This window comes from Actinomadura parmotrematis, from assembly GCF_019458805.1.
Lineage (GTDB): Bacteria > Actinomycetota > Actinomycetes > Streptosporangiales > Streptosporangiaceae > Spirillospora > Spirillospora parmotrematis.
The window spans coordinates 20,054-43,479 of the sequence record NZ_JAIBOA010000011.1 but is presented as its reverse complement, the minus strand read 5'-3'; the positions used below and the strand labels follow the sequence as shown (position 1 = coordinate 43,479).

The window sequence follows — 23,426 nt, the reverse complement described above, 5'->3', positions numbered from 1 at the left end:
CCTCCCGGCCGGGTCACGGCTTCACCAGCCGGCGGCCCCGGCGAACGACGTCGGCGCCGGGTCGTAGCCGAGGGCCGTGCGGGCGGCGGTGATGTCGAGGGTGCGCTCGACCGCCAGGTGCCCGATCGCGTAGCGGGTGAGGCGCGGTGGTTCGGGCCGCCGGGCCAGCAGGAACGCGCCCTCGAGGGCGGCGGCGAGCGGCCGCGCCGCCCGGTACGGCAGGTAGACGGGGCGGGCGGCGACGCCGCGCTCGGCGAGGATCGCGCGCAACGCGTCGTCCAGGAGGACCGGCTCGGCGTCGGTGACGTTGAACACCCCCGGCGCGGCGGGCCCGGTCGCGGCGAGCACGCACGCCTGCACGAGGTTGGCGACCGACGTCAGGCTGATCCGCTGGCGGCCGGTGCCGACGGCGGGCAGCAGCGGGCCGCGCACCGACGACAGCACGCGTGGCAGCAGCGTCGTGTCGCCCGGCCCGTAAACGGCGTGCGGGCGCAGCACGACGCTGCCGGGACGCGCCGTCACGGCGCGCTCCGCCGCCGCCTTGGACGCCCCGTAGGCGTTGAGGTAGCGGGCGACGGGCGCCTCGTCCTCGCGCGCGCGCACGGTCGGCCGGAACGGGTCGTAGACGCTGGCCGTGCTGACGTGCACGAACCGGGCGCCGGGGAACGTCGCCAGGGCGGCGCGCGTCCCGCCGAGATTGGCGGCGAAGAAGTCCGCCGCCGGACCCCAGTCGGTGACGCTGCCCGCGCAGTGCACGACCGCGTCCACATCAGGGGCGTCCGCGAGCGGGCCGTCCAGCAGGTCCCACGCCCGGTAGGCGGCCCCGCCGAGATGGCCGGGCGGCGTTTCCGGGCGCCGCCCGAACGCCAGCGTCTCCACGCCCCGCGCGGCGAGGGCGCGGCAGACGGCGCCGCCGACGAACCCGGACGCGCCGGTGACCGCGACCCTCATCGGACGAGCTCCCGCAACCGCTCGCGGTCCAGCTTGCGGCCGCGCCCCGAGCGCGGCAGCTCCGGCAGCGCGACGACGCGGTCGGGCAGCGCGTCGCGGTCGAGGACGTCGCGGAGCCGCCGGTCCAGCCCGGCGGCGGAGCCGACGACGGCGAGGACGACCTCCTCGTCGCCGGTCACCGGGTCGGGCAGCCCGACGTAGGCGGCCTCCTCGACGCCGTCGAGGGCGGCGATCGCGGGCTCGTACAGGCCCGGGTACAGGTTGAACTTGCCGCGGATCAGCATGTCCTTCTTGCGGCCCAGCAGCACCAGGCGGCCGTCGTCGTCGAGGCGGGCGAGGTCGCCGGTGGCGAGTTCGGCGAGCGGCGGCGCGCCGAGGTAGCCCCGGCACAGGTTCGGGCCGGACAGGACCAGCTCGCCGTCGGCGCCGAACGCGGTACCGGTGAGGGGCTCGCCGAGCAGGTCGCCTTCGGCGCCCGAAGCGGTGTGGGCGAGCTTGTCGCGCGCCGAGGCGATCGCGACGGGCAGGATCTCGGTCATCGCGTACACCGACAGGACTTCCGCGCCCGGTGCGGCGGCGACGGCGCGCCGCAGGATCCCGGCCGGGGCGGGCGCCGCGCCGAGCAGCACGTACCGCAGGCCCGGCGGCAGCGCGGGGGCGGCGTCCAGGATCTCGCCGAGGTGCACCGGGACGCAGAAGGTGTGCGTGGCGCCGCGCTCGGCGAGCTGCCGGGCGAACGCGGCGGGCGGGCAGCCGAGCGGCGGCATCGACCAGCGGGCGCCGGAGATCAGCGTCGGCAGGCCCAGCATGAGCTGGTCGGTGTGCACGACGTCGCCGGGCCCGAGCGGCATCCGCTCCCGGAACAGATCGAGCGCGGCGGCTAGCGACGCCTGCGAGTGGACGACGGCGCGCGGGTCCTCGGTGGTCCCGGACGTGAAGATGACGGCGGCGGGCGCGTCCGGGTCGCCGGTGGCGTCCGGTTCGGGCGCCGGGCCGTCCTGGAGGCGGTCGAAGGCGAGCGAGCCGCGCGGCACGCCCGGCAGCCGCCGCCCGACGTGGACGTGGCGCAAATCGAGTTCGGCGAGGTTCGGCAGCAGCAGCCCGCGCCGCCGCGCGTAGGCGCGCACCGCGCGGAGGCGGCTGCCCGCGTACAGCACCGACTCGGCCGCCGACCAGCGCGGACGCGCCAACCTCAGCCGCGCCTCGAACATCTCCGGCCCCGCGCCGGGGTCGGCGAACACCACGACGCCGCCCGCCGCGACGACGCCGAGCGCGAGGACCAGCGACTCCGGCGACGGCCGCACCGAGAACAGCACCCCGTCCCCGGCCGCCATCCCGGCGCCGAGCAGGCCGTGCCGGACGGCGAGGACGCGGCGCCGCAGCTCCCCGTACGTCAGCTCCGCGCCGTCCCCCGCGACGAGCGCGACCCCGCCGGGCGTCTCCGCCGCCTGCTCGAGCAGGCGTTTCACCAGCGTCATGCACGGGCCTTCCGGACGGTGAGGGTGCGGTAGGCGGGCAGCAGGACGCCGCGCGCGGCGGCGCGGCCGGTGACGGCGAGCGGCGCGGCGTCCAGCAGCGTCCCGGCGACGCGCCGGATCTCGGCCATCGCGAGGGGGTAGCCGATGCAGAAGTGCGGCCCGGCGCCGAACCAGAGGCGCCGCAGCTCGGGCGGCTGCGGCCGGGTCGGGTCGAACGGCCCGTACGCGCGGCAGCAGTTGTGGGTGGCGATCAGGACGCGGTCGCCCGGCCTCACCGCCGTCTCCCCGATCCGGGCGGGCGCGTGGACGCTGCGCAGCATGACCGGCGTCGGGGTCGCGACCCGCATCGCCTCGTCGATCGCGGCGTCCAGCAGCGACCGGTCGGCGGCGACGCGGTCCAGGTGCCGAGTGTCGTGCAGCAGCGCGATCAGGCGCGGGACGAGCGTCGCGACGGTCTCGGTGCCGGTGAGGAAGAACGCCCCGGCGGCGCCGCGCGCCTCGTCCTCCGACAGGCCGAGCGCCCGCATCCGGCCCATGACGGTGGACTCGTCGCCCGCCGCGTACGCCTTGGCGGCGGCGCCGCCGAGCGGCTCCAGGACGGCGCGGGCGCGCGCGACCTGCGCGGGCGACAGGCGGCGGGTGCGCAGCGACACCATCGCCACGATCCGCTCGCCCTGCTCGAACAGCTCGCGGCAGGCGGCCTCGTCCGCGTCCAGACCGATGACCCGCGCGATCACCGCGCCGGCGGCGTGCCGCATGACGTCGACCAGGTCCACCTCCGCGCCGGCGGCGAGGCGCGCGGCGACGGCGTCCAGCGGGCCGGCGAGGACGCGGGCGCACAGGGCGTCGCTGTAGGCGGGCGTGAACAGGTCGGTGAGGCGGCGGCGGAGCGCCCGGTGGCCGTCGCCCTCCATGTTGAGCAGCACCGACGGGCCGAGGACGGGCGTCCACAGGTCGCCGGGCGAGCCGGGGCCGTCCTTGCGGAACGCCTCCCCGTCCATCAGCACCCGGCGGGCCGTCGCGGCGTCGTTCACCACGACGCCGACGCCCGGCACCCGCACCACCGGGCCGCGCCGGGCGAGGCCGCGCAGCAGCGGGTAGGCGAACGGGTGCGCGGCCGTATACAGGCGACGCTCCCAGCTCATCGGATGTCCACCACTTCGGGCCGGTAGCGGTGGTCGGCGTACCAGCCGAGCGTCCGGACGAGCCCGAACGCGCGCAGCCGCCGCACCGACCCGTACACGGCGACGTCGCGGCGCAGCCCGTAGGCGTCGGTGAGGTAGCGGACGCTGTTGACGAGCGCGCGGTCCTCGTGGACGTCCTCGATGCGGGTGCGCGGGAAACCGCCCGCCCGCTCGTACAGGTCCGCGGTGATGGCGACGTTGCAGCCGGGCATCATCACGTACGGCCCCAGATACAAGGGGTCCTGGTTGCCGGGGCGGAACCGGCCGAACAGCGCGGCGATCCCGATGACCGTGGGCAGCAGGCGCCGCTCCCACAGCTTCAGCGGGAACTCGTCGGTGCGCGGCAGCAGCGGGCCGCTGACCAGCTCCAGGCCGTCGTCGAAGGCCCGCTTCACCGCCGCGACCCAGTCGCGGGCGGGCAGGCAGTCGGCGTCGGTGCGGGCGACGTGCGTCGCGCCGGCGGAGATGGCGTGCCGGAAGCCGGTGTCGGCGGCGGCGCCGGTGCCCTTCTGCGCCTCCCCGATGATCCGCACGTCCACCTCGGGATGACCGGCGGCGAACGCGCGGACGGCGGCGGCCGTGCCGTCGCGGCTGCCGTTGTCGACCACGACGAGGGTGAAGTCCAGGTCGGTCTGGGCGGCGAGGCGGCGCAGCGTCGCGCCGATCGAGCGCTCCTCGTCGTAGGCGGGGACGACGATCCACAGGTCCATGCTCACAGCTCCGCGAAGATCACGCCGAGGCTGACGCCGCCCGCCAGGCCCACCATCGCGACCTTGTCGCCGGGGCCGCAGCGGCCCTGCTCCAGCGCCGTCGCGATCTGGAGCGGCAGCGTCGCCGACGCCAGGTTGCCGTGCTCGGGCAGCGTGACCACCAGCCTGTCCGCCGGGATGCCGAGGATCGCGCGCAGCACCTCGGTGTAGCGGGCCGTCACCTGGTGAACGGCGACGACCGCGAAGTCGTCCCAGGTCAGGCCGGTCTTGGCGAGGGCCTTCACGAACAGCTCGGGGCCGTTGGCGACGAACACGTCCTTCAGGCGGCGGCCGTCGCCGCTGAAGTAGGTGTACTCGGGGTCGCGCGGGTGCCGGGAGCCGCCCGCCGGGAGCGTCCCGACCCGCCACGCCGACGACACGGCGGCGAAGTCCCGGTAGAAGATCCCGCCGTCGGGCGCGGCCTCCACCAGCATCGCGGCGCCGCCGTCCGACAGCGTGTAGCCGGCGAAGGCGTCCACGAACTGGGCGCGGTCGCGGACGTCCCAGCGCACCGCCCGCGACGGGCTCTCGCCCGTGCAGACGAGGACCCGCTCGTGCTGGCCGGTGCGGATCAGCGCGTCCGCCATCTGCAGGCCGTTGAGGAAGCTGTTGCAGGCGTTCTTGACGTCGAACACCGGGCAGTCCAGGCCGAGCGCGTCGGCGACGATGTGCGCGGTCGCCGGCTCGATGAGGTCCTGCGACGCCGACCCGAACACCAGCAGGTCGGGCCGGACGCCGCGCTCGTCCAGCACCGTGCGGGCCGCCGCGGCGGCGAGGTCGGACGCCTGCTCGCCGTCGGCCATCACGTGCCGGGACCGGATCCCGGTCATCCGCTCGACGATCGTCGGATGCGGGCGGTAGCCGCCGCTCCCGGCCGCCACCCGCGCCTCCACCTCGGCGCTGCTGAGCGTGGCGGCCGGCAGGTGCGCCGCCGCCGCGGTGATGCGTGCTCTCATCGGGACCCCCGTTTTCCGTGGTGAACTGCTCGCCGGTGACGCTTCGCCCAGCCTCGCGGGGGCCGGCGGGACGCGGATAGGGCACATTAGCCGTTTCGACCCTGAGTACCGGTACCTGGTTCTTTTGAGTCGAGTGCGGTTTCCGTCGCCCTCGCCGGGCTCGGCACAATCGGCCTTGTGATCGACATGATGAACCGGCCGCTCGCGCCGGACGCGGCCCGCCACGAGTCCCGGCTCCTGTGGAGCGCCAACCCCGGCCTGTTCGCGCTGCTGGAGGCGGCCCGCCATCTCGGCCCGATCGCGCGCGTCCCGCGCCTCGGCTGGGTGGTCACCGACCCGCTGCTGGCCAGGCGCGTCCTGAACGACCACGCCGCCTTCACCATGGGCGGCGAGGGCGGCGTCGGCCACATGTGGACGCAGCTGTTCGGCCCGGAGATGGGCGCGTTCTTCGGCGGCTCCCGGCACGCCGAGATCCGCGCCCGCGCCCGCGACCTGTTCACCGAGGACGCCGCCGCCGACCTGGTGGAACGCTCCCAGGGCGGCCACCACGCGGCGCTCGCCGCCCTGCTGGCGTCCGGCGCGGAGGTCGACGTCGCGGACGCCGCGCGCGTCCTCGCCGGCCGCATGGTCGCCGACCTGCTCGGCCTGCCGGCCGACTCCCCCGACCAGCAGTACCGGGACCTGTTCGCCGCCGGGGAGTCCCTCGCCGCCCTCGCCCTCGGCACGACCGCGTCCACCGACCTGCCCGAGGACCGCCTCGCCGCCGCCCGCGAGATCGCGGACGGCCTCACCGCGGGCGTCCCGGACGCCTACCGGGACGCCGGGCCCGGCACCCTCCTCGGCCGCTGCCGCGCGATGGGCCTCGGCCTGCCGCTCGCGCGCGGCCTCGCGACCCTCCTCGTCATCGCCGGGACCGAGACGGGCGTCGCGGGCACCACCCGCACCGTCGCGCTCCTGCACGACACCGGCGCCCAGCACGCCCTGCTGCGCGACCCGTCCCTGCTGCCGAACGCCGTCCGCGAGGGGCTGCGCGTCGCGACGCCCGCGCCCGTCATCGGCCGCCACGTCGAGCGCGACGCCGAGCTCGGCGGCCGGACGCTGCGCGCCGGCGACCGCGTCCTGCTGCTCACCTACCGCGCCACCAACGGCGCCGGGCCGTTCGACATCACCCGCCCGCACATCCCCGAGACCCGCCAGCTCTGGTTCGGCGGCGGCCGCCACCTCTGCCTCGGCGCGTCCGTCGCCCGCGTCCAGATCGCCCGGATGCTGGAGACGCTGCACTCCACCGGCCGCCCCTACCGGATCGTGTCGCGGCGCGCCGCGCACCGCGCGCTCGTCCCCACCTACGCGTCGCTGGTGGTGCGAGCAGGGTCGTGAAACCGGCGTGAAGCCACCGTGAAACCGGCGCCCCGCACGCTCGGGGCATGGCAACGACACCCCCCGCGCCGCCCGCCATCGAGGCGAGCGGGCTCCGCAAGTCCTTCGGCGACCACCTCGTCCTCGACGGCATCGACCTGCACATCCCCGCCGGATCGGTGTTCGCGCTGCTCGGCCCGAACGGCGCGGGCAAGACCACCGTCGTCCGCATCCTCACCACGCTGATCCGCGCCGACGGCGGGCGCGCCCGCGTCGCCGGGCACCTCGTGGACGCCGAGGCGGACGCGGTGCGCGCCGCGATCGGCGTCACCGGCCAGTACTCGGCCGTCGACGGGCTGCTGACCGGCCGCGAGAACCTCATCCTGATGGCCGACCTGCACCGCCTCGGCCGCGCCGAGGGCCGCGCCCGCGCCGACGAGCTGCTCGCCGCGTTCGACCTCCGGGACGCCGCCGGCAAGCCCGCCGCCACCTACTCGGGCGGCATGAAGCGGCGCCTGGACCTGGCGATGACGCTCGTCGGGCGGCCCGGCGTCATCTTCCTGGACGAGCCGACGACCGGCCTGGACCCGCGCAGCCGCCGCGCCATGTGGCAGACGATCCGCGACCTCGTCGCGACCGGCGTCACGATCTTCCTGACCACCCAGTACCTGGAGGAGGCCGACCGGCTCGCCGACCGCGTCGCCGTCCTCGACGGCGGCCGCGTCATCGCCGAGGGCACCCCGGACGAGCTGAAGCGCTCCGTCCCCGGCGGGCACGTCCTGCTGACCTTCGCCGGCCCCGCCGACCTCGGCGCCGCCGCCGCGCTGTTCCCCGGCGCCGCCCGCGACGACGAGGCCCTCACCCTCCAGGTCCCCGGCGACACCGGCGTGGACGCCCTGCGCGGCGTCCTCGACACCCTCGACGGGGGCGGCGTCAAGGCCACCGCCCTGTCGCTGCACACCCCCGGCCTCGACGACGTTTTCCTCGCCCTGACCAGCACGAAGGCGGCCCGCTGATGTCCACGACCCACGCCCTCGCCGACTCGGCGACCATGCTCCGCCGCAACCTGCGGCACGCCCGGCGCTACCCCGCCATGACCATCAGCGTGATCTTCGGGCCGGTGCTGATGCTGCTGCTGTTCTTCGGCGTCTTCGGCAACACCCTCGGCGCCGGCATCTCCGCCGGCACCGGCTTCAAGGGCGACTACATCGACTACCTGACGCCCGGCATCGTCCTCATGGCGGTCACCTCGGGCTGCATGGTGGTGTCGGTGGCGGTCGCCGTCGACATGACCGAAGGCGTCATCGCCCGCTTCCGCACCATGGCGGTGTTCCGGACGGCGGTGCTGAACGGCCACGTCGCCGGCGGCGTCCTCCAGACGGCCGCCTCCACCGCCCTCGTCCTCGCCATCGCCGTCGCCCTCGGGTTCCGCTCCCACGACGCGACGCTGCTGGACTGGCTCGGCGCGATCGGGCTGCTGCTGTTCCTCATCGTCGCGCTGTCGTGGCTCGCCTGCGGGCTCGGCCTGTGGTCCAAGGGGCCCGAGTCGGCGTCCAACACCCCGCTCATCGTGCAGTTCCTGCCGTTCCTCGGCAGCGCCGTCGTCCCGCCCGAGCAGATGCCCGCGAGCATCCGCTGGTTCGCCGAGTACCAGCCGTTCACCCCGATCATCGAGACGCTGCGCGGCCTGCTGCTCGGCACGCCCGTCGGGAACGACGCCTGGACCTCCCTCGCCTGGTGCGCGGGCCTCACCGCCCTCGGCTACCTGTGGTCGCGCCGCCTGTTCGCCCGCGACCCCAAGCACGCGTCCTGACCTGGGTAGGAGTCACGCATGCGCATCGGAATCATCGGAGCGGGCCACATCGGCTCCACCCTGGCCCGCCATTTCACCGACCTCGGCGAGGACGTCGTCATCGCCAACTCGCGCGGCCCGGAGACCCTGGCCGACCTCGTCGCCGAGATCGGCGGCGGCCTGAAGGCGGGCACCGCCCAGGAGGCGGCCGCCTTCGGCGAGATCGTCGTCGTGTCGATCCCCTACGGCCGCTACCGCGAGCTGCCCGCCGCCGAGCTGCGGGACAAGGTGGTGATCGACACCATGAACTACTACCCGGAGCGCGACGGCCAGGACGCCGACCTGGACGCGGACGCGACGACGTCCAGCGAGAAGGTCCAGGAGTTCACCGGCGCCGACGTCGTCAAGGCGTTCAACGCGATCTACTGGGAGCACCTGCGCGACCGCGGGCGTCCCGCGGGCGACCCGGCCCGCACGGCGATCCCCGTCTCGGGCAACGACACCGACACCAAGAACGCCGTCGGCGACCTGATCTCCGCCATCGGCTTCGACGCCGTCGACGCCGGCACCCTGGGCCGGGGCGGCCGCAAGCACCAGCCCGGCACCCCGCCCTACGGCGCGGAACTGACGGCCCACGACCTGAACGCCCTGCTGAACAAGTCCTGACGCACGCTCTGGGAGGGCGGCCCGGAATCCTCCGGCCCGCCCTCCCCTCTTTCCCACCCTCACCCCGGCTCCCGCACCGCCCGCAACACCGCGAACACGGCCTTGCCCCCCGACGCGAGCGGGTTGTACCCCCACGCCTCGGCCAGCATTTCCACCATTGCCAGCCCGCGCCCGCTCGTCCCGTGCAGCCGGAGCGGCTGGACGACCGGCGGCTGCTCGCTCCGGTCCCACACCTCCACCACCGGCCCGCCCTCCGACGAGAAGAGCCGCACCACGATGCCCTCCCCCGCCCCGGCGGCGTGCTTGTAGGCGTTGGTCACCAGCTCGCTCACCACGGTCTCGGCGACGTAGGCGGAGTCGTCATCGAACCCCTTCGCCTCGAACCACCGGCCTACGACCCCCGCGCGGACCTGATCGACTCCGGCACCGACGGCACCACCAACGACGTCACCCCCTCCACCGGCACCACCGGCTTCCCCTCCGACCTGGCCACAACGCCTCACCTCACCCCTGTCGCCTCCGTAACGGACACCTCACTTTCCGTTGACTCGGGCTCAATGTCGCCGTTCCCTGGAACCACCGCAACAGACAGAAACACTTGCCTCCCCAGAGGACGATCCATGAGCAGCCGTCCCTCGCCTGACCCGATGTCCTCCATGTGGGCGTGGCTCGCCCACGACCTGCGCTTTTACCGCACACGGGCACGCATGAGCGGCGAGACTTTCGGGAGGATCATCGGCGTCGTCCGCTCCACTGTTTCCCGGCTGGAGTCGGGAGCCCTGCGGATCGACGAGAAACAAGCCGCCGCACTCGACAGGCATTTCGCAACCGGCGGCCACTTCCTTCGACTGCTCGTTTACGCCAAGCTCGGCCATGATCCGGACTGGTTCAAGGAGCACGTCGAATACGAGACCCGAGCCTCGGTGATCAAAGCCTACGAGGCGTCACTGATACCTGGCCTCTTTCAGACAGACGCCTACGCCCGAGCCCTTTTCACGGCAGCAGGCGCCCAAGACGTCGAGGCGGAGGTGAGCGCTCGCCTCGCCCGGCAAGCGATCCTGCAACGCTCGCCACGCCCTCTTGTAATGGCCATTCTGTCCGAGAACGTCATCACTTGGCCCGTAGGTGGGTGTCATGTCATGCGCGAACAGCTCGCACATCTTTTGGGACTCAGCCAAGAACAGAGCGCCATTGTGCGCATTCTGCCGCGAAGCGCCGGAGCGACGATCGGCCTGGACGGCGCGTTCAAGATCCTCTCCGTGGAGGAATGCGACGTGGCCTGGACGGAGGCCCACGGCGGCGGCAGACTGATCCTTAACGGCGCCGAGGCTCGTGATTTCGGCGTCCGCTGGGACAGGATCAGCGCCCAGAGCCTTCCAGATGACGCCTCACGAAGGCTGATCGAACAGGCCATGGAGGACATGAAGTGATCAATTGGCGGAAGTCGTCACACAGCAACGCACAGGGCGGCGACTGCGTGGAACTGGCCGACCTCGGCTATAGGGCCGCCAGCCCTGGCACCGTCGGCCTACGCGACTCCAAGGCACCCGGCGCAGGCCACCTCGCCCTCACCCGCGCCACCCTCGCCACCCTCTTCACCACCCTCAAGGCCAACTGATCAAGCCCGGCCGGCGATGACCGGCCGCCCCCTCGCCCATGACCACCCGGTCGCCCAAAGTTGAGATGCGGCGTGTTGGCCGTTTTCGAGATCGAAAACGGCCAACACGCCGCATCTCAACCCGCAGTGACCGGGTGGTCATGGACGGTCAAGGCGACCGGCCCGAGTGCCCGGAACCCATCGGTTCGGGGCACTCGCGTATTAAGGCGGCTACAAATCCAGGGCGCGCCTATCGCCCGCCCCTAAGAAGAGCTTTGCTGAAGGACACGAGAACTCCGGCCGCGTCCGGAGCGTGACCAAGGCGGCAGTGCAAGACCACCTGGCGCAAGTCCTCCCGCAGCACCCTCCAAGGCGGCGACTGCATCGAACTCGCCGGCCTCGGGCGGATCGTGGCACTACGCGACTCCAAGGCGCCCGACGCGGGCCACCTCACCCTCACCCGCGCCACCCTGGCCACCCTCCTCACCACCCTCAAGGCCAACTGATCCACGACCCGGGGCCACGGGGCCACGGGGCCACGGGGCCATCGTCCCGGGGGCGCTCGCGCGTTCGCGCAGCGTCGTGACCAGACGGTCGCCAGAAGTTGAGATGCGGCGTGTTGGGCGTTTTCGATCTCTGACGAGCCCAACACGCCGCATCTCAACCCGTTCGGGTGCGGTTTGAAGATCCGTGGAGTACGGACGGCGGGGGGGCCGCCTTTACGCCACTTTCTCGGGGGTGGGGGTGCGGAGGGGGGCGAGGGCCTGCGTCCAGGTGAGGAGTTCGTCGAGGAGGGCGTGGAGCTGCGGGGTGTGGTGGGGGCGGGGGCGGAAGTCCGTGTAGTTGGTGAAGTCCTCGGTCAGGGTCAGGGCCACCTGCGGGGCGATGTCGGCCATGCGAAGGACGCCCGCCTGCGCGCGGAGCTTCTGGACGGCCATGACGGCACCGTAGATGCCGTAGCCGACGTAGGCGACCGGCTTGTAGGCCCACTCGCCGTGCAGGTAGTCGATGGCGTTGGTCAGGGACGAGGGCGGGGCCGTGTTGTACTCGGGCGTGACGAAGATGTAGGCGTCGCAGGCGCCGATCCGCTCGGCCCAGCGGCGGGTGTGCGGGTGGCCGCCCGGCGCCTGGGCGGCGGGGACGGGCTCGTCCAGCAGCGGGAGCGCGTGGTCGGCCAGGTCGATCAGCTCGAAGGTCGTGGCGCCGGACGCGTGGTCGGTGGCCGTGTCGTGGACCCAGCGGGCGACCTGCTCGCCGTTGCGGCCGGGGCGGGTGCTGCCGATGACGATGCCGATTCTGGGCATGGCGAAATCTCCTGTCGTGCAGGGTGTTCTTACTCGGGAAGGGTGCGGAGCGTTTCGTTCAGGACGGCCCAGGCGTCCGCCACCGGTCCGATGTGCCCGAGCTTGTCGGGGTTGGTGACCGTGCGGATCGTCTGGATCCGGCCGTCCCGGACGTCGAGCGCCCAGACGTTGACGACCTTGCCGTCGCGGGCGCGGAAGATCGCGCCCGGCTGGCCGTTCACCGGGTGCGGCTCGATGGCGCCGCCGTTGCGGACGAACGGCGGCAGGAAGGTGGTGAGCACCTCGGACACCCCGGCGGCGCCGGCGAAGCCCCCGGACCACTGCGGGGCCTTGCCGCCGCTGTCGGCGACCAGCCGGACGTCGGCGGCGAGCAGCTCGCGGAGCCCGTCGACGTCGCCGCCGGCGAGGGCGGCGAAGAACCGCGTCGCGAGCTCCGCGCGCTCGTGCCGGTCGGCCTCGAACCGCGGGCGCCCGTCGCCCATGTGGCGGCGGGCCCGCACCACGAGCTGGCGGCACGCGGACTCCGACCGGCCGACCGCCGAGGCGATCTCGCCGAACTCGAACCCGAACACCTCCCGCAGCACGAACGCCGCCCGTTCGAGGGGGCTGAGCCGCTCCAGCAGCAGGAGCGCCGCCATCGAGACCGAGTCGGCGAGCTCCGCCGCCCGCTCGGGGTCCTCGTAGGGGTCGGCGAGCAGCGGCTCGGGGAACCAGTCCCCGACGTACTCCTCGCGGCGGACGCGCGCCGACCGCAGCACGTTGATCGAGACGCGGGTGACGGCGGCCGACAGGTACGCCCGGGGCGAGCCGGGGACGGCCCGGGCGGCGTCGTAGCGCAGCCAGGTCTCCTGGACGGCGTCCTCGGCCTCCGCGACGCTGCCGAGGATCCGGTAGGCGATCGAGAACAGCAGCGGCCGCAGGTCCTCGAACTCCTCGGCCCGGGAACCGGCGGAGCCGTGCTCCCCGTGACCGCCTCGCACCGGCATGATCCTCAGCTCCCCCGCGTCGCGTCCGCCTTCATCACCTGAGACAAGACGGCCCGCCCGGCTGTGACACGGAAACGGAAGAAACTCCCCGATCCGTCCCGCCGGGCCGCCGTCTCAACCGGTGTGCAGGACCCGGAAGCGAGCGGGTTCCGCCGGATCCCGATCGGCGACCTGGATCGGCGGCCACGCCCATTGCCGGACGCCGATCCCCGGCACGCGGGAGAAGGCGATGCGCCCGCGCGTGCCCTCGACGGCGACGCGCGACCAGAGTCCGTCCTCGGCCCCGGTACGCAGCGCCTCGGCGAGGACGGTGATCGTGTCGTGGCCCTCGAAGGCGACGAAGGACGGCTCCTCGCCCAGCCGCTCGCGGAGGGCCGCGTCGACGCGCGCGCCCAGCGGGCCGAACCGCTCGGGCAGGTAGCGCAGGAACGGGACCGCCGCGCCGTCGTCGCCCAGCAGCGCCGCCCATTCGGCGAGTTCCGGCTGGCCGGCCGGCGCGCCGATCAGGATCCCGGTGAGGCGCAGGTCGCGGCGGACGGCCCGGACGATCGGCACGGCCGGTTCCGGATGGCCGACCAGCAGCAGCAGGGCCGTCGCCCCGTCGTCCGCGAGCGCGTCGCAGATCTGCGCCGGGGTGAGCGCACGCGCGTCGAGCTCGACGACGGTGCCGCCGCGCGGGGCGAGGTGGTCCCGGAGGATGCGGGTCCCGGACGCCCAGTAGACGCTCGGCTCGACCGCCACGGCGATCCGGTCGTGGCCCGCGCCCAGCAGGAAGTCCGCGTAGATCCGCCACCCCCGGGACTGCGCCGGGGCCAGGCGGGCGACCCGTTCCGTGGGCTGCTCGGTGAGCGCGTCGAGGACGGCCGACGAGCAGAGGTACGGCAGGCCGAGCGCGTCGGCCCTGGCGGCGACCGCACGGGCGACGACGCTGTGGTACTCCCCCACCAGGCACCGCACGCCCGCGCGCGCCAGCTCGTCCACGGCCGCCACGGCCCGCTGCGGATCGGCCGCGGTGTCCCGGACCAGCAGCTCCAGCGGCGCTCCGCCGATCCCGCCGGCGCCGTTGACCTCGTCGAGGGCCAGTTCGAGGCCGGCGAGCAGGTGCCGGCCCGCCCCGACCCAGCCGGGCGGCGTCAGCGGGGCGAGGGCGCCGATCAGGACCGGCGGCCCGTCGGCCCGTCGTGGTCCGGGCGGCGATGGCGGCGTGTTCATGCTCGGATGCCCCGTTCATGGCGAGTGGATACGGTCCGACCGAATCGTACGCACCCGACGTCCCGTTCCTGATCACGGGCGGGGGCCGCCGAGGGTGGGGGCGAGGTCGAACAGGGCGAAGACGTCGGGGTCCTGGAAGACCGTGGTGCGGGTGATGCCGCCGTCGGCGACGGTGAAGAGCTGCACGGTGTGGAGCTCGCGGCGGCGGTAGGCGGCGAAGCCGGGCTGGCCGTTGGCCGCCAGGGGCTCCAGGTGCCAGTCCGTTCCGGACGCCGCGAAGACCCAGTCCATGAACACGCCGTAGTTGCCGCGGCCCGCGAACCAGTTGAGCATCGGCGGCATCTCCATGACGACGTCCTCGGTGAGCAGCCGCTTGAGGCCCTCGACGTCGGCGCGCTCGAAGGCCCGCATGTAGCGGTCGACCCACGCGCGCTGCTCGGCCGCGGACGGTTCCCGCCCGGTGCCGGCGTCCTTCACCCGGACGCGCGCCCGCTGGAGGGCGCTGTTGACCGACGCGGTGGTGCTGCCGAGGATCTCCGCCGCCTCGGCGGCGGAGAAGCCCAGCACGTCGCGCAGGATGAGGGCGCCGCGCTCGCGCGCCGACAGGTGCTGCAGGGCGGCGGCGAACGCCAGCCGCAGGCTGCTGCGGTCGATCGCGGTCCGGGCCGGGTCCAGCCACGCGTCCGGCAGCGGCTGGAGCCAGGGGACGTCCTCGCCGCGGACGAGCGGGCCGCGCGGGTCCGACGCGGCCGCCAGCCCCGACGGCAGGGGCCGGCGGCCGCGGACCTCCAGGGCGGTCAGGCACGCGTTCGTCGCGATCCGGTAGAGCCACGTGCGCAGCGAGGCGCGCGACGCGTCGTACCGCTCGCGCGCCCGCCACGCCCGCAGGTACGTCTCCTGGACGAGGTCCTCGGCGTCGTGCGCCGAGCCGAGCATCCGGTAGCAGTACGCCAGCAGCTCCGCCCGGAACGGCTCGACCCGGAGGTCGAAGTCCCCGTCCACCTCCGTCACGCGCCCACGTCCTCTCCGCCGGCCGATCCTACGTCAGCCCGGCAGGACGGCCGGGCTGTTGTGGTACGCCGCGATCAGCCAGGCGCCGTCGCGCTTCTCCAGCACCCAGGTCGCGTTCACCGCGCGCCCGGCGGGGACCTCGGCCTCTCCCGCGAACCGGACGGCGGTCTCGCTCACCGCGACCGCGGCGTCCCGGCCGAGGAACCTCACGCTCACCAGCCGGTCGGCGGTCGTGCTGCCCTTGAGGCGGGACGCGAAGCCCGCCGCCATGCCCCGCCGGACCTCCTCGCGGGACGTGCGGGCGACGCCGGGCGTGAACGAGGTGGCGTCCTCGGTGTAGTCCTTGACGAAGGCGTCGGCGTCGCCGGCGTCCCACGCCTTGTAGAGGTCCGCCAGGACGTCCTTGATGGCGGCCACGTCGTGCTGCCGGTTCTCGGCCATGGTCTCTTCTCCTCCCGCGCCTCCCCGAGGGATGGGGACGGTCGCACGGGTACATACCGGCGAGCGCCCGGCGATTCATCGCGCCGACCGGAAAGGAACGGGATGCGGCACCTCGCGAGCGGTTACGACGCCGAGCTGGAACGGCACGGGCGGGCACTGCGCCGCGCCTGGGGCGTCCGGGCCGGTGACCGCGTGCTCGACGTCGGGTGCGGCGCCGGGCGGACGACCAGGGACGCCGCGCGGGCCGCCGGGACGGGCGAGGCGCTCGGCGTCGACGTCGCCTCGGCCGCCGTCGAGCGCGCCCGCGCCCTGGCCGAAGGTCTCCCCAACGTCGCGTTCGAGTGCGCCGACGCGCAGGTCCACCCGTTCCCCGGCGCGTACTTCGATGTCGCGGTCAGCCGGTTCGGCACGATGTTCTTCGCCGACCCCGCCGCCGCGTTCGCCAACATCGGGCGGGCGCTCCGCCCGGGCGGACGCCTGGTGATGATGGTGTGGCAGGCAGCCGAGGCCAACGCGTGGGACGTCGCCGTCCGCCGCGCCCTCGCGACGTCCCCGGGCACCGGGCCCGACCCGTTCTCGCTCGCCGACCCGGCGGCCGTGGAGCGGCTCCTCGCGGGAGCGGGCTTCACCGGCACCGCCTTCGCCGATGTCCGCGAACCCGTCTACTACGGGCCGGACGTGGACGCCGCCCTGGCCTGGGTGCGCGGCTTCGTCTCCACCCGCGAGGCGCTGGAGCGCATGGGCCCGGCCGACGCCGAGCGCGCGCTCGGGCGCCTGCGCGCGACGCTCGCCGCGCACCTGGGCGAGGACGGCGTCCTCTTCGACTCGCGCGCCTGGATCGTCACCGCCCGCCGCCCCTGAGCGCGGGGGCGATCTGCTGCAGCGTCCTGTCGGCGAGCTCGGCGAGGTGGCGGGGGCAGCTCCATTCGCCGCGGCGGGCGTTCCACCGTCCCTCCGGGTGGGAGAGGTCGCGGACGGCGTCGGCCCACTCCTCGAACGTCGGGCCGGCGGCGCCGGGGTGGCCCTCGGCGTGGCCGCAGCCGGTCTCCAGCGGCCGCCGGTCCACCGCCGCGAACGCCCGCGCGGCCAGCTCCATGACGTGCGGCCCGGCCCGCTCCGCCTCGTCCCCGCGCGGGACGAGCACGACCATGGCCAGCACGAGCCGGGCCGCCTCCTCACCGTCCGGGGCGTCGAGATGAGCGGTGCCGGGCGCCCCGTCGGTGGTCTCCATGCCGGTGCGACGTGCGGCGACGGCGGCCGGTTCCCGCGGCCGGGTGCTAGGAGCGGGCCGGCTCGCGGTCGGGGACGGCGGCCGGGGGGCGCGGGCGCCGGGCACCGCGCTGGGCGGGGAGGGGTCGTCGCGTTCGGGCGGCAGGGGCGGGCCGAGGCGGGGTCCGGCGCCCTGCTGGACGCGGACGCCCCAGCGGGTTCCCGGGCTCGCCTCGACACGGACGGTGAGCCGGGGGCGGTCGCGGGCCAGGACGAGCTCGTTGGCCGTGCGGTTCGCCTCCCCGGGCACGCAGGGCAGCGGCATGTCGGTGATCTCGGGCACGACGAGGACGAGCCCCCGGTCCCCCTGGCAGTCGACCAGCAGCCACAGGCTCCCCTTGCGCGCGTGGAATGTCCCGACGGTCGCGGATCCGGAGTGCGGGCCGTACGTCGCGATCGTCCTCAGCCCGTTGCGCGGGCCGGGCGCCGCCGGCGGCGGGACCGCCGGCGCGGTGACGGCGGCGGGCGCGCGCGGCGGGGACACGGGCGCGCAGGCGCAGGCCAGGAGGGCCGCGGCGAGCGCGGCCGGGCGGTGCGGGGCGAGGCGCTTCACGACGGCGACCCTACGCGCCGGATGATCATGGGGAGGGGGCCGTGCGGTCAGGGGGCGGTCAGGGCGGTGCGGGCGGCCTCGCGGAGGGAGTCGCGGTCGAGGCCGGCGAACTCGGTGACGGCGGCGGCGTAGGCGGCGGCGTCGGAGTCCTCGGCGTCGGCGCGGGCGCGGGCGCGGTTCATCGTCGGCTGGAAGTTCGGCAGGAACCGCAGCCGCTCCGCCAGCGCGATGAGGCGGGCGGCGCGGGCGTGGTCGCCGCGGGCGCGGGCCGTCATCCCGATCGCGACGATCAGCACGCCCCACACCGGCAGGTCGGCGGTGTAGAGGGCGCCCGTCGGCGGGGTGCCGTCCAGCAGCCGCAGCGCCATCGCGGGCAGCCGGTCCGCCATCTCCGCGACCTCGGGGACGCCGTCCAGGCGGCCCGCGCGGGCGTGCGCGACGACGGCGGCGGAGAGGTTCTCCAGCGCCCACGGTCCCCGCCAGATGTCCTGCTCGGGGCACGTGGCGGCCTCGGCGTCGCGCAGCCAGCGGACGGCCCGGCCCCACTGCCGCAGCGCGCCGTCGACGTCGCCGCGGCAGAGCGCGATCTCGCCGCGCATGCCCGCCACGTAGGCGTCCAGGCCGAGCTGGTCGTCCAGGCCGGAGTTGCGGGCGTACTCCAGCCAGCGCTCGGCCTCCGCGACGCGGCCGAGGCCGAGGTGCGACATCGCGAGGCCCCAGCCCGCGCCGAGGACGTCGGGCCAGGCGCCGAGCTCGCGCAGCCCCGCGAGCGCCGCCTCCAGCCAGCCGATGATGTCGGCGAACCGCTCGGTGTGCATCCCGAGCTCCGACAGCCGGTAGAGGGCGGCGTTGGCGAGCCACGGCGCGCGCCCCGCCGCCAGCCGCTCGTGGGCGCGCTCGGTCGCGGCGACCGCGTGCTCGACGTCGCCGCGCTTCTCCGCGGCGTAGCCGTCGAGGAGCGAGACCAGCCCGTCCATGAGCGGCCCGCGGGCGCGGAGCGCGGGGTACTCCCCCGGTTCCGTGCAGAGCAGCAGCGCGACCGCGCCCGCCAGGGTGTCGGTCCGTCCGGGCGGCAGGCGGCGCAGCGTCTCGGGGACGGCGAGGGAGTCGTCGTCCTGCAGCATGCCCTCCAGCACCGTCCGGGTGACGAGGGCGGTGCGGGCGGTGTCGGCGAAGTCCGGCGCGGGGTCGAGGGCGTCCAGCGGCTCGCCGAGCTCCTTCACCAGCAGGACGACCCGGTTGTAGCGGCACTCGATCAGCCACAGGCCGCCGAGGACGGCGAGGACGGCGGCGGCCGCCTCGGCGTCGCCCGCCGCGCGCGCCCGCCGCGCCGCCTCGGCGAGGTTGTCCTGCTCGGCGCGGATGCGCTCCAGGGACGGGGTGGGCGACGGACCGTAGATCGCCGCGTGGTGGGCGGCGCCGAACGCGCGCGCCCAGGCCAGCATCCCGGCGGCGGCGCGGGCGGTGTCGCCGGCCTCCTCGCGGCGCAGCGCGCTGAACTCGCGGACGGTCTCCAGCATGGTGAAGCGGGCGCCCGCCGGGGTGTCGGCGACCTTCAGCAGGGACTGCTCGACGAGCCCTTCCAGCGCGCCGTCCGCGCCGAGCAGGCGGGCGGCGTCCGCGGTGAACCCGCCGGGGAACACCGACAGGAGCCGCAGCGCCTCCCGCTCGGACGGCGCGAGCAGGTTCCAGCTCCAGTTCACGACGGCGTGCAGGGTGCGGTGCCGGGCGGGCGCGTCGCGGGGGCCGCCGCGCAGCAGCCCGAACCGGTCGTCGAGGGCGCGGGCGATGTCGGCGGCGGACATGGCGCGCACCCGCGCCGCCGCGAGCTCCACCGCGAGCGGCAGCCCGTCCAGGTGCGCGCAGATCTCGGCGACGGCGGCGTCCGGCAGGTCGGCGGCGGGCCGCGCGGCGCGGGCCCGCTGGACGAACAGCTCGGCGGCCGTCGCGGCGGCGAGCTCGGGCAGCGCGTACACCGCCTCCGACGACAGGCCGAGCGGCGCGCGGGTCGTGGTGAGGACCCGCACGTCGCGGGTGGTGGCGACGAGGGCGCCGGCGAGCTCGGCGGCGCCGTCCACGACGTGCTCGCAGTTGTCGAGCACCAGCAGCGCGTCCGGGCCGAGCGCGGCGGCGACGAGGGCGGCCGCGTCCGCGCGCAGGCCGGGGGCGGCGGGGATCTCGCCCGCGCCGACGGCGGCGGCGACGGCCCCGGCGACCTCGTCGGGGTCGGCGCCCGCCGGCACGCCGGTGAGCGGGACGAAGTGGACGGTGCGCTGCTCGGCGCCGCGCGCGACGGCGTGCGCCAGCCGGGTCTTGCCGAGCCCGCCGGGCCCGGCCACCGACACCACCCGCCAGGCGCGGAGCAGGCCCGCGACGGCGGCGACGTCGGCGTCCCGGCCGAGCAGCGGGTTCGGCTCGTGCGCGACGCCGTGCCGGACGCGCGGCGCCCGCTCGTCCAGCAGCCGCCGGTACAGGGCGCGCAGCCCGGCGCCCGGATCGGTGCCGAGCTCCTCGGCGAGGCGCCGCCGGTGGTCCTCGTAGCGGTCCAGCGCGGCGGACGGCCCGGCGGTCGCGGCGGTGCCGCGCAGCAGCTCGGCGAGCACCTCCTCGTCGCGCGGGTGCGCGGCGGCGAGCGCTTCGAGCGGCCCGGCGGCCTCGCCGTGGCGGCCGAGGCGGGCGAGCGCGAGCGCCCGCGCGCGCTCCAGGGCGCGGTGCGCGGCCTCCCGCTCGGCGCGCAGCGCGGCGAGCGGGCCGCCGTCGCCGGGCGCGGGGGCGCCGTCCCACAGCGCGAGGCCGTCCTCGGCGGCGGCGAGCGAGGCGACGTGGTCGCCGGTGCGCGCGTGCCGCGCGGCGTCGGCGGCGCGGGCGAGGACGGCGGAGGCGTCCACCTGGTCGTCGCGGAGCGCCAGCCGATACCCGTCGGGGGTGCGGGCGATGACGCCGTCGCCGAGCTGCGCGCGGGTCCGCGCGACGACGACCTGCAGCGCCTTGGCCGGGTTGGCGGGCCGCTCCTCGGGCCAGAGCCCCGCGACGAGCGCGGCGGCGGGCCGCCCCGCGCCGGGGCGCTCGGCGAGCAGCGCGAGCAGGCCGCGCGGCCGCGGCCCGGTGACCTCCCGGTCCCGGTAGGCGACGCGCGGCAGCAGGACGAGGTCGACGTTCAGCGGTCCTCCCGGGGATCAGACCTGCGCGACCCGGCCGCAGACGTCCGAGGGGGCGATCGGCCGGCTGAGGTCGTAGGGATCGTGCTGGTTCGCGCCGCCGGGGCCGGCGCCGGGCGAGGTCTTCGAGTACTGCGGGTGGACCAGGCCGTCCTTGACGTCGCAGCGCACCGGGGCCGAGTAGTGCACGGCCTTGGTGATCCACACGTGGACCTCGCCGCCTTCGGCGTACACGAAGTAGTCGCTCGTCCAGCGCTGCACGACGCGCTGCACCGCGTCCGGGCGCGCCGGCGGGTGCACGGCGTAGACGAAGTTGTGGTCGGTCTTCACCATCAGGCCCTTGCGGCCGTCCCGTTCGGCGGCGGCGGCGCTGCCGGTGCCGTGCACCTTGACGGTGCGGACGGTCTGCTCGGCGCTGCCGGGCGCGAAGGTGGTGACCCAGGCGGCGGCGCCGGCGCGGCGGGGGTCGTCGAGGTCCTTCTTCATCTGGGCGAGCTGGGCGGGCTCCAGCGTCTTGCGGAAGGAGGAGCTGTCGCCCCGGAAGACCGTCGCCTCGTCGAGGTTGGCGGCGATCATCATCAGCCGGACCCGGTCGAGGCCCTCCTTGACCTGGGCGGCGCTCATCCCGGCGGCGGCCGCGGGCGGCGGCAGGGCGATCCCGGCGGCGCCGCTGGCGTAGTCGGCCGCCGGCGACGCGGCGAACGGGTCGCGGGGGTCGGTGCTCGGGAGCGGCGGGACGACCGCGCTCGGCGGCTTCGCGGCGCCGGGCGGCGCGGACGACGCCTTCGGCCGGTTCATCCACCACAGCCCGACCGAGAGGAGCAGCAGCACGAGCAGGCCCGCGATGACCTGGACGACGGCGCGCCGGCCCGCCCGCACCGGGTCGGGGCCGGTGCGGCGCGCCCCGGCCCGCACGGCGCGCCGGGCGCGCAGGGCCGCGCGGCGGGCGCGCAGGCGCTCCCGGCGGCCGGGCCGGCGGGCCCGTTCGGCGGCGGATGGCTCGGTGTAGGCCGCGCCCTTGACGAAGTCCTCGTCGAACACGGGCTGCGAATCATCTGCCATGGGCATTGCGGGCTCTCCGAGGCGGGGCTGAGCGCGGGTCTCACCGCAGGCGGCGCCCCGGGGCCCCGCCTGCCCGTTCAGGGTAAGGGACGGCGCCGGTCCACGCTCACCCGAGGAACAAGAACACGTTCTAGTCAAAGCCGAGCCGGGCCGTGACCAACGTCACCCGCATTCGCGGCCTTCTCCCCTTGACCCCTCACGGCTTTCAGATAATGGCCCCCCGGCGCGCCATTTCGCCTGATGAAAAGGGTGCCCGCCCCCGGTAATCAACCAATCGCTTGTTCAAGACATTAGTCGAGACTGGAGTCTCATTCGCTCTTGAAAGCACCGCGGAACCGGTTCTACGGTGAGGCCGATCCCGAGTCGCCGCGAGGGCCGAGGAGCACGCATGACCGCCACCGCACCGGAGACCGCCACCCCGCAGACCACCCCGCAGGCCGCCGCCCCGGAGACCGCCGTCCCGGCGGGCTTCGACTTCAGCAGCCCCGACCTCATGGCCGAGCGCGTCCCGCTCGCCGAGTTCGCCGCCCTGCGCCGCACCGCCCGCCCGTTCTGGAACGCCCAGCCGCGCGGCCGCACCGGCTTCGACGACGACGGCTTCTGGGTGATCAGCAAGCACGCCCACATCAAGGAGATCTCCCGCGACGGCGAGCTGTTCTCGGCCAACGCCAACGGCTCGGTCATCCGCTTCAACGAGAGCTTCGGCGCCGCGGAGCTGGACCTCCAGCGCGAGAGCCTGCTGCTCCACATGGACGCGCCGCAGCACGCCAAGCTGCGCCGCATCGTCTCGCGCGGCTTCACCCCGCGCGTGGTGAACGGCCTGCACGACGCGCTGCGCGACCGCGCCGAGCGGATCGTGCACGAGGCCGCCCGCCGGGGCGGCGAGGGCGACTTCGTCAGCGAGATCGCCGCCGAGCTGCCGCTGCAGGCGATCGCCGAACTGATGGGCGTCCCGCAGGCCGACCGGGGCCGGCTGTTCGAGTGGTCGAACCAGATGCTCGGCTACGACGACCCCGAGTACGACGCCGACCCCGCCTGCGCCGCCGCCGAGATCATCGGCTACTCGATGGGCCTCGCCGAGGAGCGCCGCGGCTGCCCCGCGCACGACATCGTCACCCGGCTCGTGCAGGCCGACGTGGACGGGCAGGCGCTCACCGACGACGAGTTCGGCTACTTCATGATCCTGCTCGCGGTGGCCGGCAACGAGACGACCCGCAACGCCATCACCCACGGCATGAACGCCTTCTTCGACGACCCGGAGCAGTGGGAGCGGTACAAGGCCGAGCGGCCCGCGACCGCCGCCGACGAGATCGTCCGGTGGGCGACGCCGGTGACGGCGTTCCAGCGAACCGCCGTCCGCGACACCGAGATCGGCGGGGTCGCGATCCGGGCCGGCGACCGGCTCGCCATGTACTACAGCTCCGCCAACTTCGACGAGGAGGTGTTCGACCGCCCCGAGCGGTTCGACATCGCCCGCGACCCGAACCCGCACCTCGGTTTCGGCGGCACCGGCGCGCACTACTGCATCGGCGCGAACCTGGCCCGGCTGGAGATCTCGCTGATGTTCGACGCGATCGCCGACCTCATGCCGGGCATCGCCCGGGCGGGCGCGCCGCGCCGGCTCCGCTCGGCCTGGCTGAACGGCGTGAAGGAGCTGCGCGTCCGCTACGCCTGACCGCCGGCGCCCGCGCGGCCTCCCCT

At 75.1% G+C, this 23,426-nt stretch carries 22 protein-coding genes and 1 pseudogene; 9 read left to right on the top strand and 14 right to left on the bottom strand.

Going from position 1 to position 23,426, the window contains the following annotated elements:
- Nucleotides 1–21: 21 nt before the first annotated feature.
- Genes K1Y72_RS18345 through K1Y72_RS18325 form a run of 5 tightly spaced genes read right to left on the bottom strand, consistent with a single transcriptional unit; the run spans nt 22 to nt 5,318 of the window.
- Entirely contained in the window at nt 22–951 is a 930-nt protein-coding gene (locus tag K1Y72_RS18345; protein ID WP_220167583.1) for an NAD-dependent epimerase/dehydratase family protein, read from the bottom strand.
- Complete coding sequence (locus K1Y72_RS18340; protein WP_220167582.1) at nt 948–2,429, bottom strand: class I adenylate-forming enzyme family protein; 1,482 nt, start codon at nt 2,427–2,429, stop codon at nt 948–950. The genes K1Y72_RS18345 and K1Y72_RS18340 overlap by 4 nt, the downstream gene beginning before the upstream one ends.
- The gene (locus tag K1Y72_RS18335) at nt 2,426–3,574 is read right to left on the bottom strand and encodes a cytochrome P450 (RefSeq protein ID WP_220167581.1); all 1,149 of its coding nucleotides are present in this window, start codon (nt 3,572–3,574) and stop codon (nt 2,426–2,428) included. Before K1Y72_RS18335 ends, K1Y72_RS18340 begins: the two co-directional genes overlap by 4 nt.
- Complete coding sequence (locus tag K1Y72_RS18330) at nt 3,571–4,323, bottom strand: glycosyltransferase family 2 protein (protein WP_220167580.1); 753 nt, start codon at nt 4,321–4,323, stop codon at nt 3,571–3,573. Before K1Y72_RS18330 ends, K1Y72_RS18335 begins: the two co-directional genes overlap by 4 nt.
- Before the next feature lie 2 nt (nt 4,324–4,325).
- The gene (locus tag K1Y72_RS18325) at nt 4,326–5,318 is read right to left on the bottom strand and encodes a 3-oxoacyl-ACP synthase III family protein (protein WP_220167579.1); all 993 of its coding nucleotides are present in this window, start codon (nt 5,316–5,318) and stop codon (nt 4,326–4,328) included.
- 186 nt (nt 5,319–5,504) lie between these two features.
- Between K1Y72_RS18325 and K1Y72_RS18320 the strand changes: the two genes are divergently transcribed.
- Genes K1Y72_RS18320 through K1Y72_RS18305 form a run of 4 tightly spaced genes read left to right on the top strand, consistent with a single transcriptional unit; the run spans nt 5,505 to nt 9,132 of the window.
- Nucleotides 5,505–6,695 (top strand): cytochrome P450, encoded by a 1,191-nt coding sequence (locus tag K1Y72_RS18320; protein ID WP_220167737.1) that lies wholly within the window; start codon nt 5,505–5,507, stop codon nt 6,693–6,695.
- 47 nt (nt 6,696–6,742) lie between these two features.
- On the top strand, nt 6,743–7,690 hold the full coding sequence (locus tag K1Y72_RS18315) for an ATP-binding cassette domain-containing protein (protein WP_220167578.1): 948 nt from the start codon (nt 6,743–6,745) through the stop codon (nt 7,688–7,690).
- A complete protein-coding gene (locus K1Y72_RS18310) occupies nt 7,690–8,487 on the top strand; it encodes an ABC transporter permease (protein ID WP_308287133.1) in 798 nt (265 codons plus the stop codon). The genes K1Y72_RS18315 and K1Y72_RS18310 overlap by 1 nt, the downstream gene beginning before the upstream one ends.
- 18 nt (nt 8,488–8,505) lie before the next feature.
- Nucleotides 8,506–9,132 carry an NADPH-dependent F420 reductase gene (locus K1Y72_RS18305; RefSeq protein ID WP_220167577.1) on the top strand — a complete coding sequence of 209 codons (627 nt, stop codon included), beginning with the start codon at nt 8,506–8,508 and terminating at the stop codon, nt 9,130–9,132.
- 59 nt (nt 9,133–9,191) lie between these two features.
- Here K1Y72_RS18305 and K1Y72_RS18300 read toward each other — a convergent pair whose 3' ends face one another.
- Nucleotides 9,192–9,635 carry an ATP-binding protein gene (locus K1Y72_RS18300; RefSeq protein ID WP_220167576.1) on the bottom strand — a complete coding sequence of 148 codons (444 nt, stop codon included), beginning with the start codon at nt 9,633–9,635 and terminating at the stop codon, nt 9,192–9,194.
- A gap of 117 nt (nt 9,636–9,752) precedes the next feature.
- Between K1Y72_RS18300 and K1Y72_RS18295 the strand changes: the two genes are divergently transcribed.
- From K1Y72_RS18295 to K1Y72_RS18285, 3 genes and pseudogenes are all read left to right on the top strand, one after another.
- Nucleotides 9,753–10,562: a helix-turn-helix domain-containing protein gene (locus K1Y72_RS18295; protein WP_220167575.1), complete on the top strand. Its 810-nt coding sequence runs from the start codon at nt 9,753–9,755 to the stop codon at nt 10,560–10,562.
- Nucleotides 10,559–10,750, top strand: coding sequence for a DUF397 domain-containing protein (locus K1Y72_RS18290; RefSeq protein WP_220167574.1), 192 nt, complete (start codon nt 10,559–10,561; stop codon nt 10,748–10,750). The genes K1Y72_RS18295 and K1Y72_RS18290 overlap by 4 nt, the downstream gene beginning before the upstream one ends.
- Before the next feature lie 329 nt (nt 10,751–11,079).
- Nucleotides 11,080–11,235, top strand: a pseudogene (locus K1Y72_RS18285) (DUF397 domain-containing protein); the annotation flags it as partial.
- A 213-nt stretch (nt 11,236–11,448) separates the two neighbouring features.
- Here the strand turns inward: K1Y72_RS18285 and K1Y72_RS18280 are convergent.
- From K1Y72_RS18280 to K1Y72_RS18260, 5 genes are all read right to left on the bottom strand, one after another.
- On the bottom strand, nt 11,449–12,033 hold the full coding sequence (locus K1Y72_RS18280) for an NADPH-dependent FMN reductase (protein ID WP_220167573.1): 585 nt from the start codon (nt 12,031–12,033) through the stop codon (nt 11,449–11,451).
- 29 nt (nt 12,034–12,062) lie between these two features.
- Entirely contained in the window at nt 12,063–13,013 is a 951-nt protein-coding gene (locus K1Y72_RS18275; protein ID WP_308287130.1) for an RNA polymerase sigma-70 factor, read from the bottom strand.
- Nucleotides 13,014–13,133: 120 nt separating this feature from the next.
- Nucleotides 13,134–14,231: an ABC transporter substrate-binding protein gene (locus K1Y72_RS18270; protein WP_220167571.1), complete on the bottom strand. Its 1,098-nt coding sequence runs from the start codon at nt 14,229–14,231 to the stop codon at nt 13,134–13,136.
- A gap of 72 nt (nt 14,232–14,303) precedes the next feature.
- Nucleotides 14,304–15,242 carry an RNA polymerase subunit sigma-70 gene (locus K1Y72_RS18265; RefSeq protein ID WP_220167570.1) on the bottom strand — a complete coding sequence of 313 codons (939 nt, stop codon included), beginning with the start codon at nt 15,240–15,242 and terminating at the stop codon, nt 14,304–14,306.
- A gap of 33 nt (nt 15,243–15,275) precedes the next feature.
- Nucleotides 15,276–15,683 (bottom strand): SgcJ/EcaC family oxidoreductase, encoded by a 408-nt coding sequence (locus K1Y72_RS18260; protein WP_220167569.1) that lies wholly within the window; start codon nt 15,681–15,683, stop codon nt 15,276–15,278.
- A 102-nt stretch (nt 15,684–15,785) separates the two neighbouring features.
- Here K1Y72_RS18260 and K1Y72_RS18255 point away from each other — a divergent pair, with 102 nt between their 5' ends.
- On the top strand, nt 15,786–16,544 hold the full coding sequence (locus K1Y72_RS18255) for a class I SAM-dependent methyltransferase (RefSeq protein WP_220167568.1): 759 nt from the start codon (nt 15,786–15,788) through the stop codon (nt 16,542–16,544).
- Here K1Y72_RS18255 and K1Y72_RS18250 read toward each other — a convergent pair.
- The 3 genes from K1Y72_RS18250 to K1Y72_RS18240 form a co-directional block, all read right to left on the bottom strand.
- Complete coding sequence (locus tag K1Y72_RS18250; RefSeq protein WP_220167567.1) at nt 16,525–17,505, bottom strand: hypothetical protein; 981 nt, start codon at nt 17,503–17,505, stop codon at nt 16,525–16,527. The two genes, K1Y72_RS18255 and K1Y72_RS18250, sit on opposite strands and share 20 nt — an antisense overlap.
- 47 nt (nt 17,506–17,552) lie before the next feature.
- The gene (locus K1Y72_RS18245; RefSeq protein ID WP_308287129.1) at nt 17,553–20,393 is read right to left on the bottom strand and encodes an ATP-binding protein; all 2,841 of its coding nucleotides are present in this window, start codon (nt 20,391–20,393) and stop codon (nt 17,553–17,555) included.
- A gap of 288 nt (nt 20,394–20,681) precedes the next feature.
- Nucleotides 20,682–21,725 (bottom strand): hypothetical protein, encoded by a 1,044-nt coding sequence (locus tag K1Y72_RS18240; protein WP_220167566.1) that lies wholly within the window; start codon nt 21,723–21,725, stop codon nt 20,682–20,684.
- 388 nt (nt 21,726–22,113) lie between these two features.
- Here K1Y72_RS18240 and K1Y72_RS18235 point away from each other — a divergent pair, with 388 nt between their 5' ends.
- A complete protein-coding gene (locus K1Y72_RS18235) occupies nt 22,114–23,400 on the top strand; it encodes a cytochrome P450 (protein ID WP_220167565.1) in 1,287 nt (428 codons plus the stop codon).
- Nucleotides 23,401–23,426: the final 26 nt, after the last annotated feature.

Coding starts and splice junctions, on each gene's coding strand:
- K1Y72_RS18280 (WP_220167573.1), bottom strand. CDS start 12,033: ATGCCCAGAATCGGCATCGTCATCGGCAGCACCCGCCCCGGCCGCAAC.
- K1Y72_RS18335 (WP_220167581.1), bottom strand. CDS start 3,574: ATGAGCTGGGAGCGTCGCCTGTATACGGCCGCGCACCCGTTCGCCTAC.
- K1Y72_RS18305 (WP_220167577.1), top strand. CDS start 8,506: ATGCGCATCGGAATCATCGGAGCGGGCCACATCGGCTCCACCCTGGCC.
- K1Y72_RS18270 (WP_220167571.1), bottom strand. CDS start 14,231: ATGAACACGCCGCCATCGCCGCCCGGACCACGACGGGCCGACGGGCCG.
- K1Y72_RS18255 (WP_220167568.1), top strand. CDS start 15,786: ATGCGGCACCTCGCGAGCGGTTACGACGCCGAGCTGGAACGGCACGGG.
- K1Y72_RS18235 (WP_220167565.1), top strand. CDS start 22,114: ATGACCGCCACCGCACCGGAGACCGCCACCCCGCAGACCACCCCGCAG.
- K1Y72_RS18315 (WP_220167578.1), top strand. CDS start 6,743: ATGGCAACGACACCCCCCGCGCCGCCCGCCATCGAGGCGAGCGGGCTC.
- K1Y72_RS18310 (WP_308287133.1), top strand. CDS start 7,690: ATGTCCACGACCCACGCCCTCGCCGACTCGGCGACCATGCTCCGCCGC.
- K1Y72_RS18295 (WP_220167575.1), top strand. CDS start 9,753: ATGAGCAGCCGTCCCTCGCCTGACCCGATGTCCTCCATGTGGGCGTGG.
- K1Y72_RS18325 (WP_220167579.1), bottom strand. CDS start 5,318: ATGAGAGCACGCATCACCGCGGCGGCGGCGCACCTGCCGGCCGCCACG.
- K1Y72_RS18260 (WP_220167569.1), bottom strand. CDS start 15,683: ATGGCCGAGAACCGGCAGCACGACGTGGCCGCCATCAAGGACGTCCTG.
- K1Y72_RS18240 (WP_220167566.1), bottom strand. CDS start 21,725: ATGGCAGATGATTCGCAGCCCGTGTTCGACGAGGACTTCGTCAAGGGC.
- K1Y72_RS18345 (WP_220167583.1), bottom strand. CDS start 951: ATGAGGGTCGCGGTCACCGGCGCGTCCGGGTTCGTCGGCGGCGCCGTC.
- K1Y72_RS18320 (WP_220167737.1), top strand. CDS start 5,505: ATGATGAACCGGCCGCTCGCGCCGGACGCGGCCCGCCACGAGTCCCGG.
- K1Y72_RS18340 (WP_220167582.1), bottom strand. CDS start 2,429: ATGACGCTGGTGAAACGCCTGCTCGAGCAGGCGGCGGAGACGCCCGGC.
- K1Y72_RS18330 (WP_220167580.1), bottom strand. CDS start 4,323: ATGGACCTGTGGATCGTCGTCCCCGCCTACGACGAGGAGCGCTCGATC.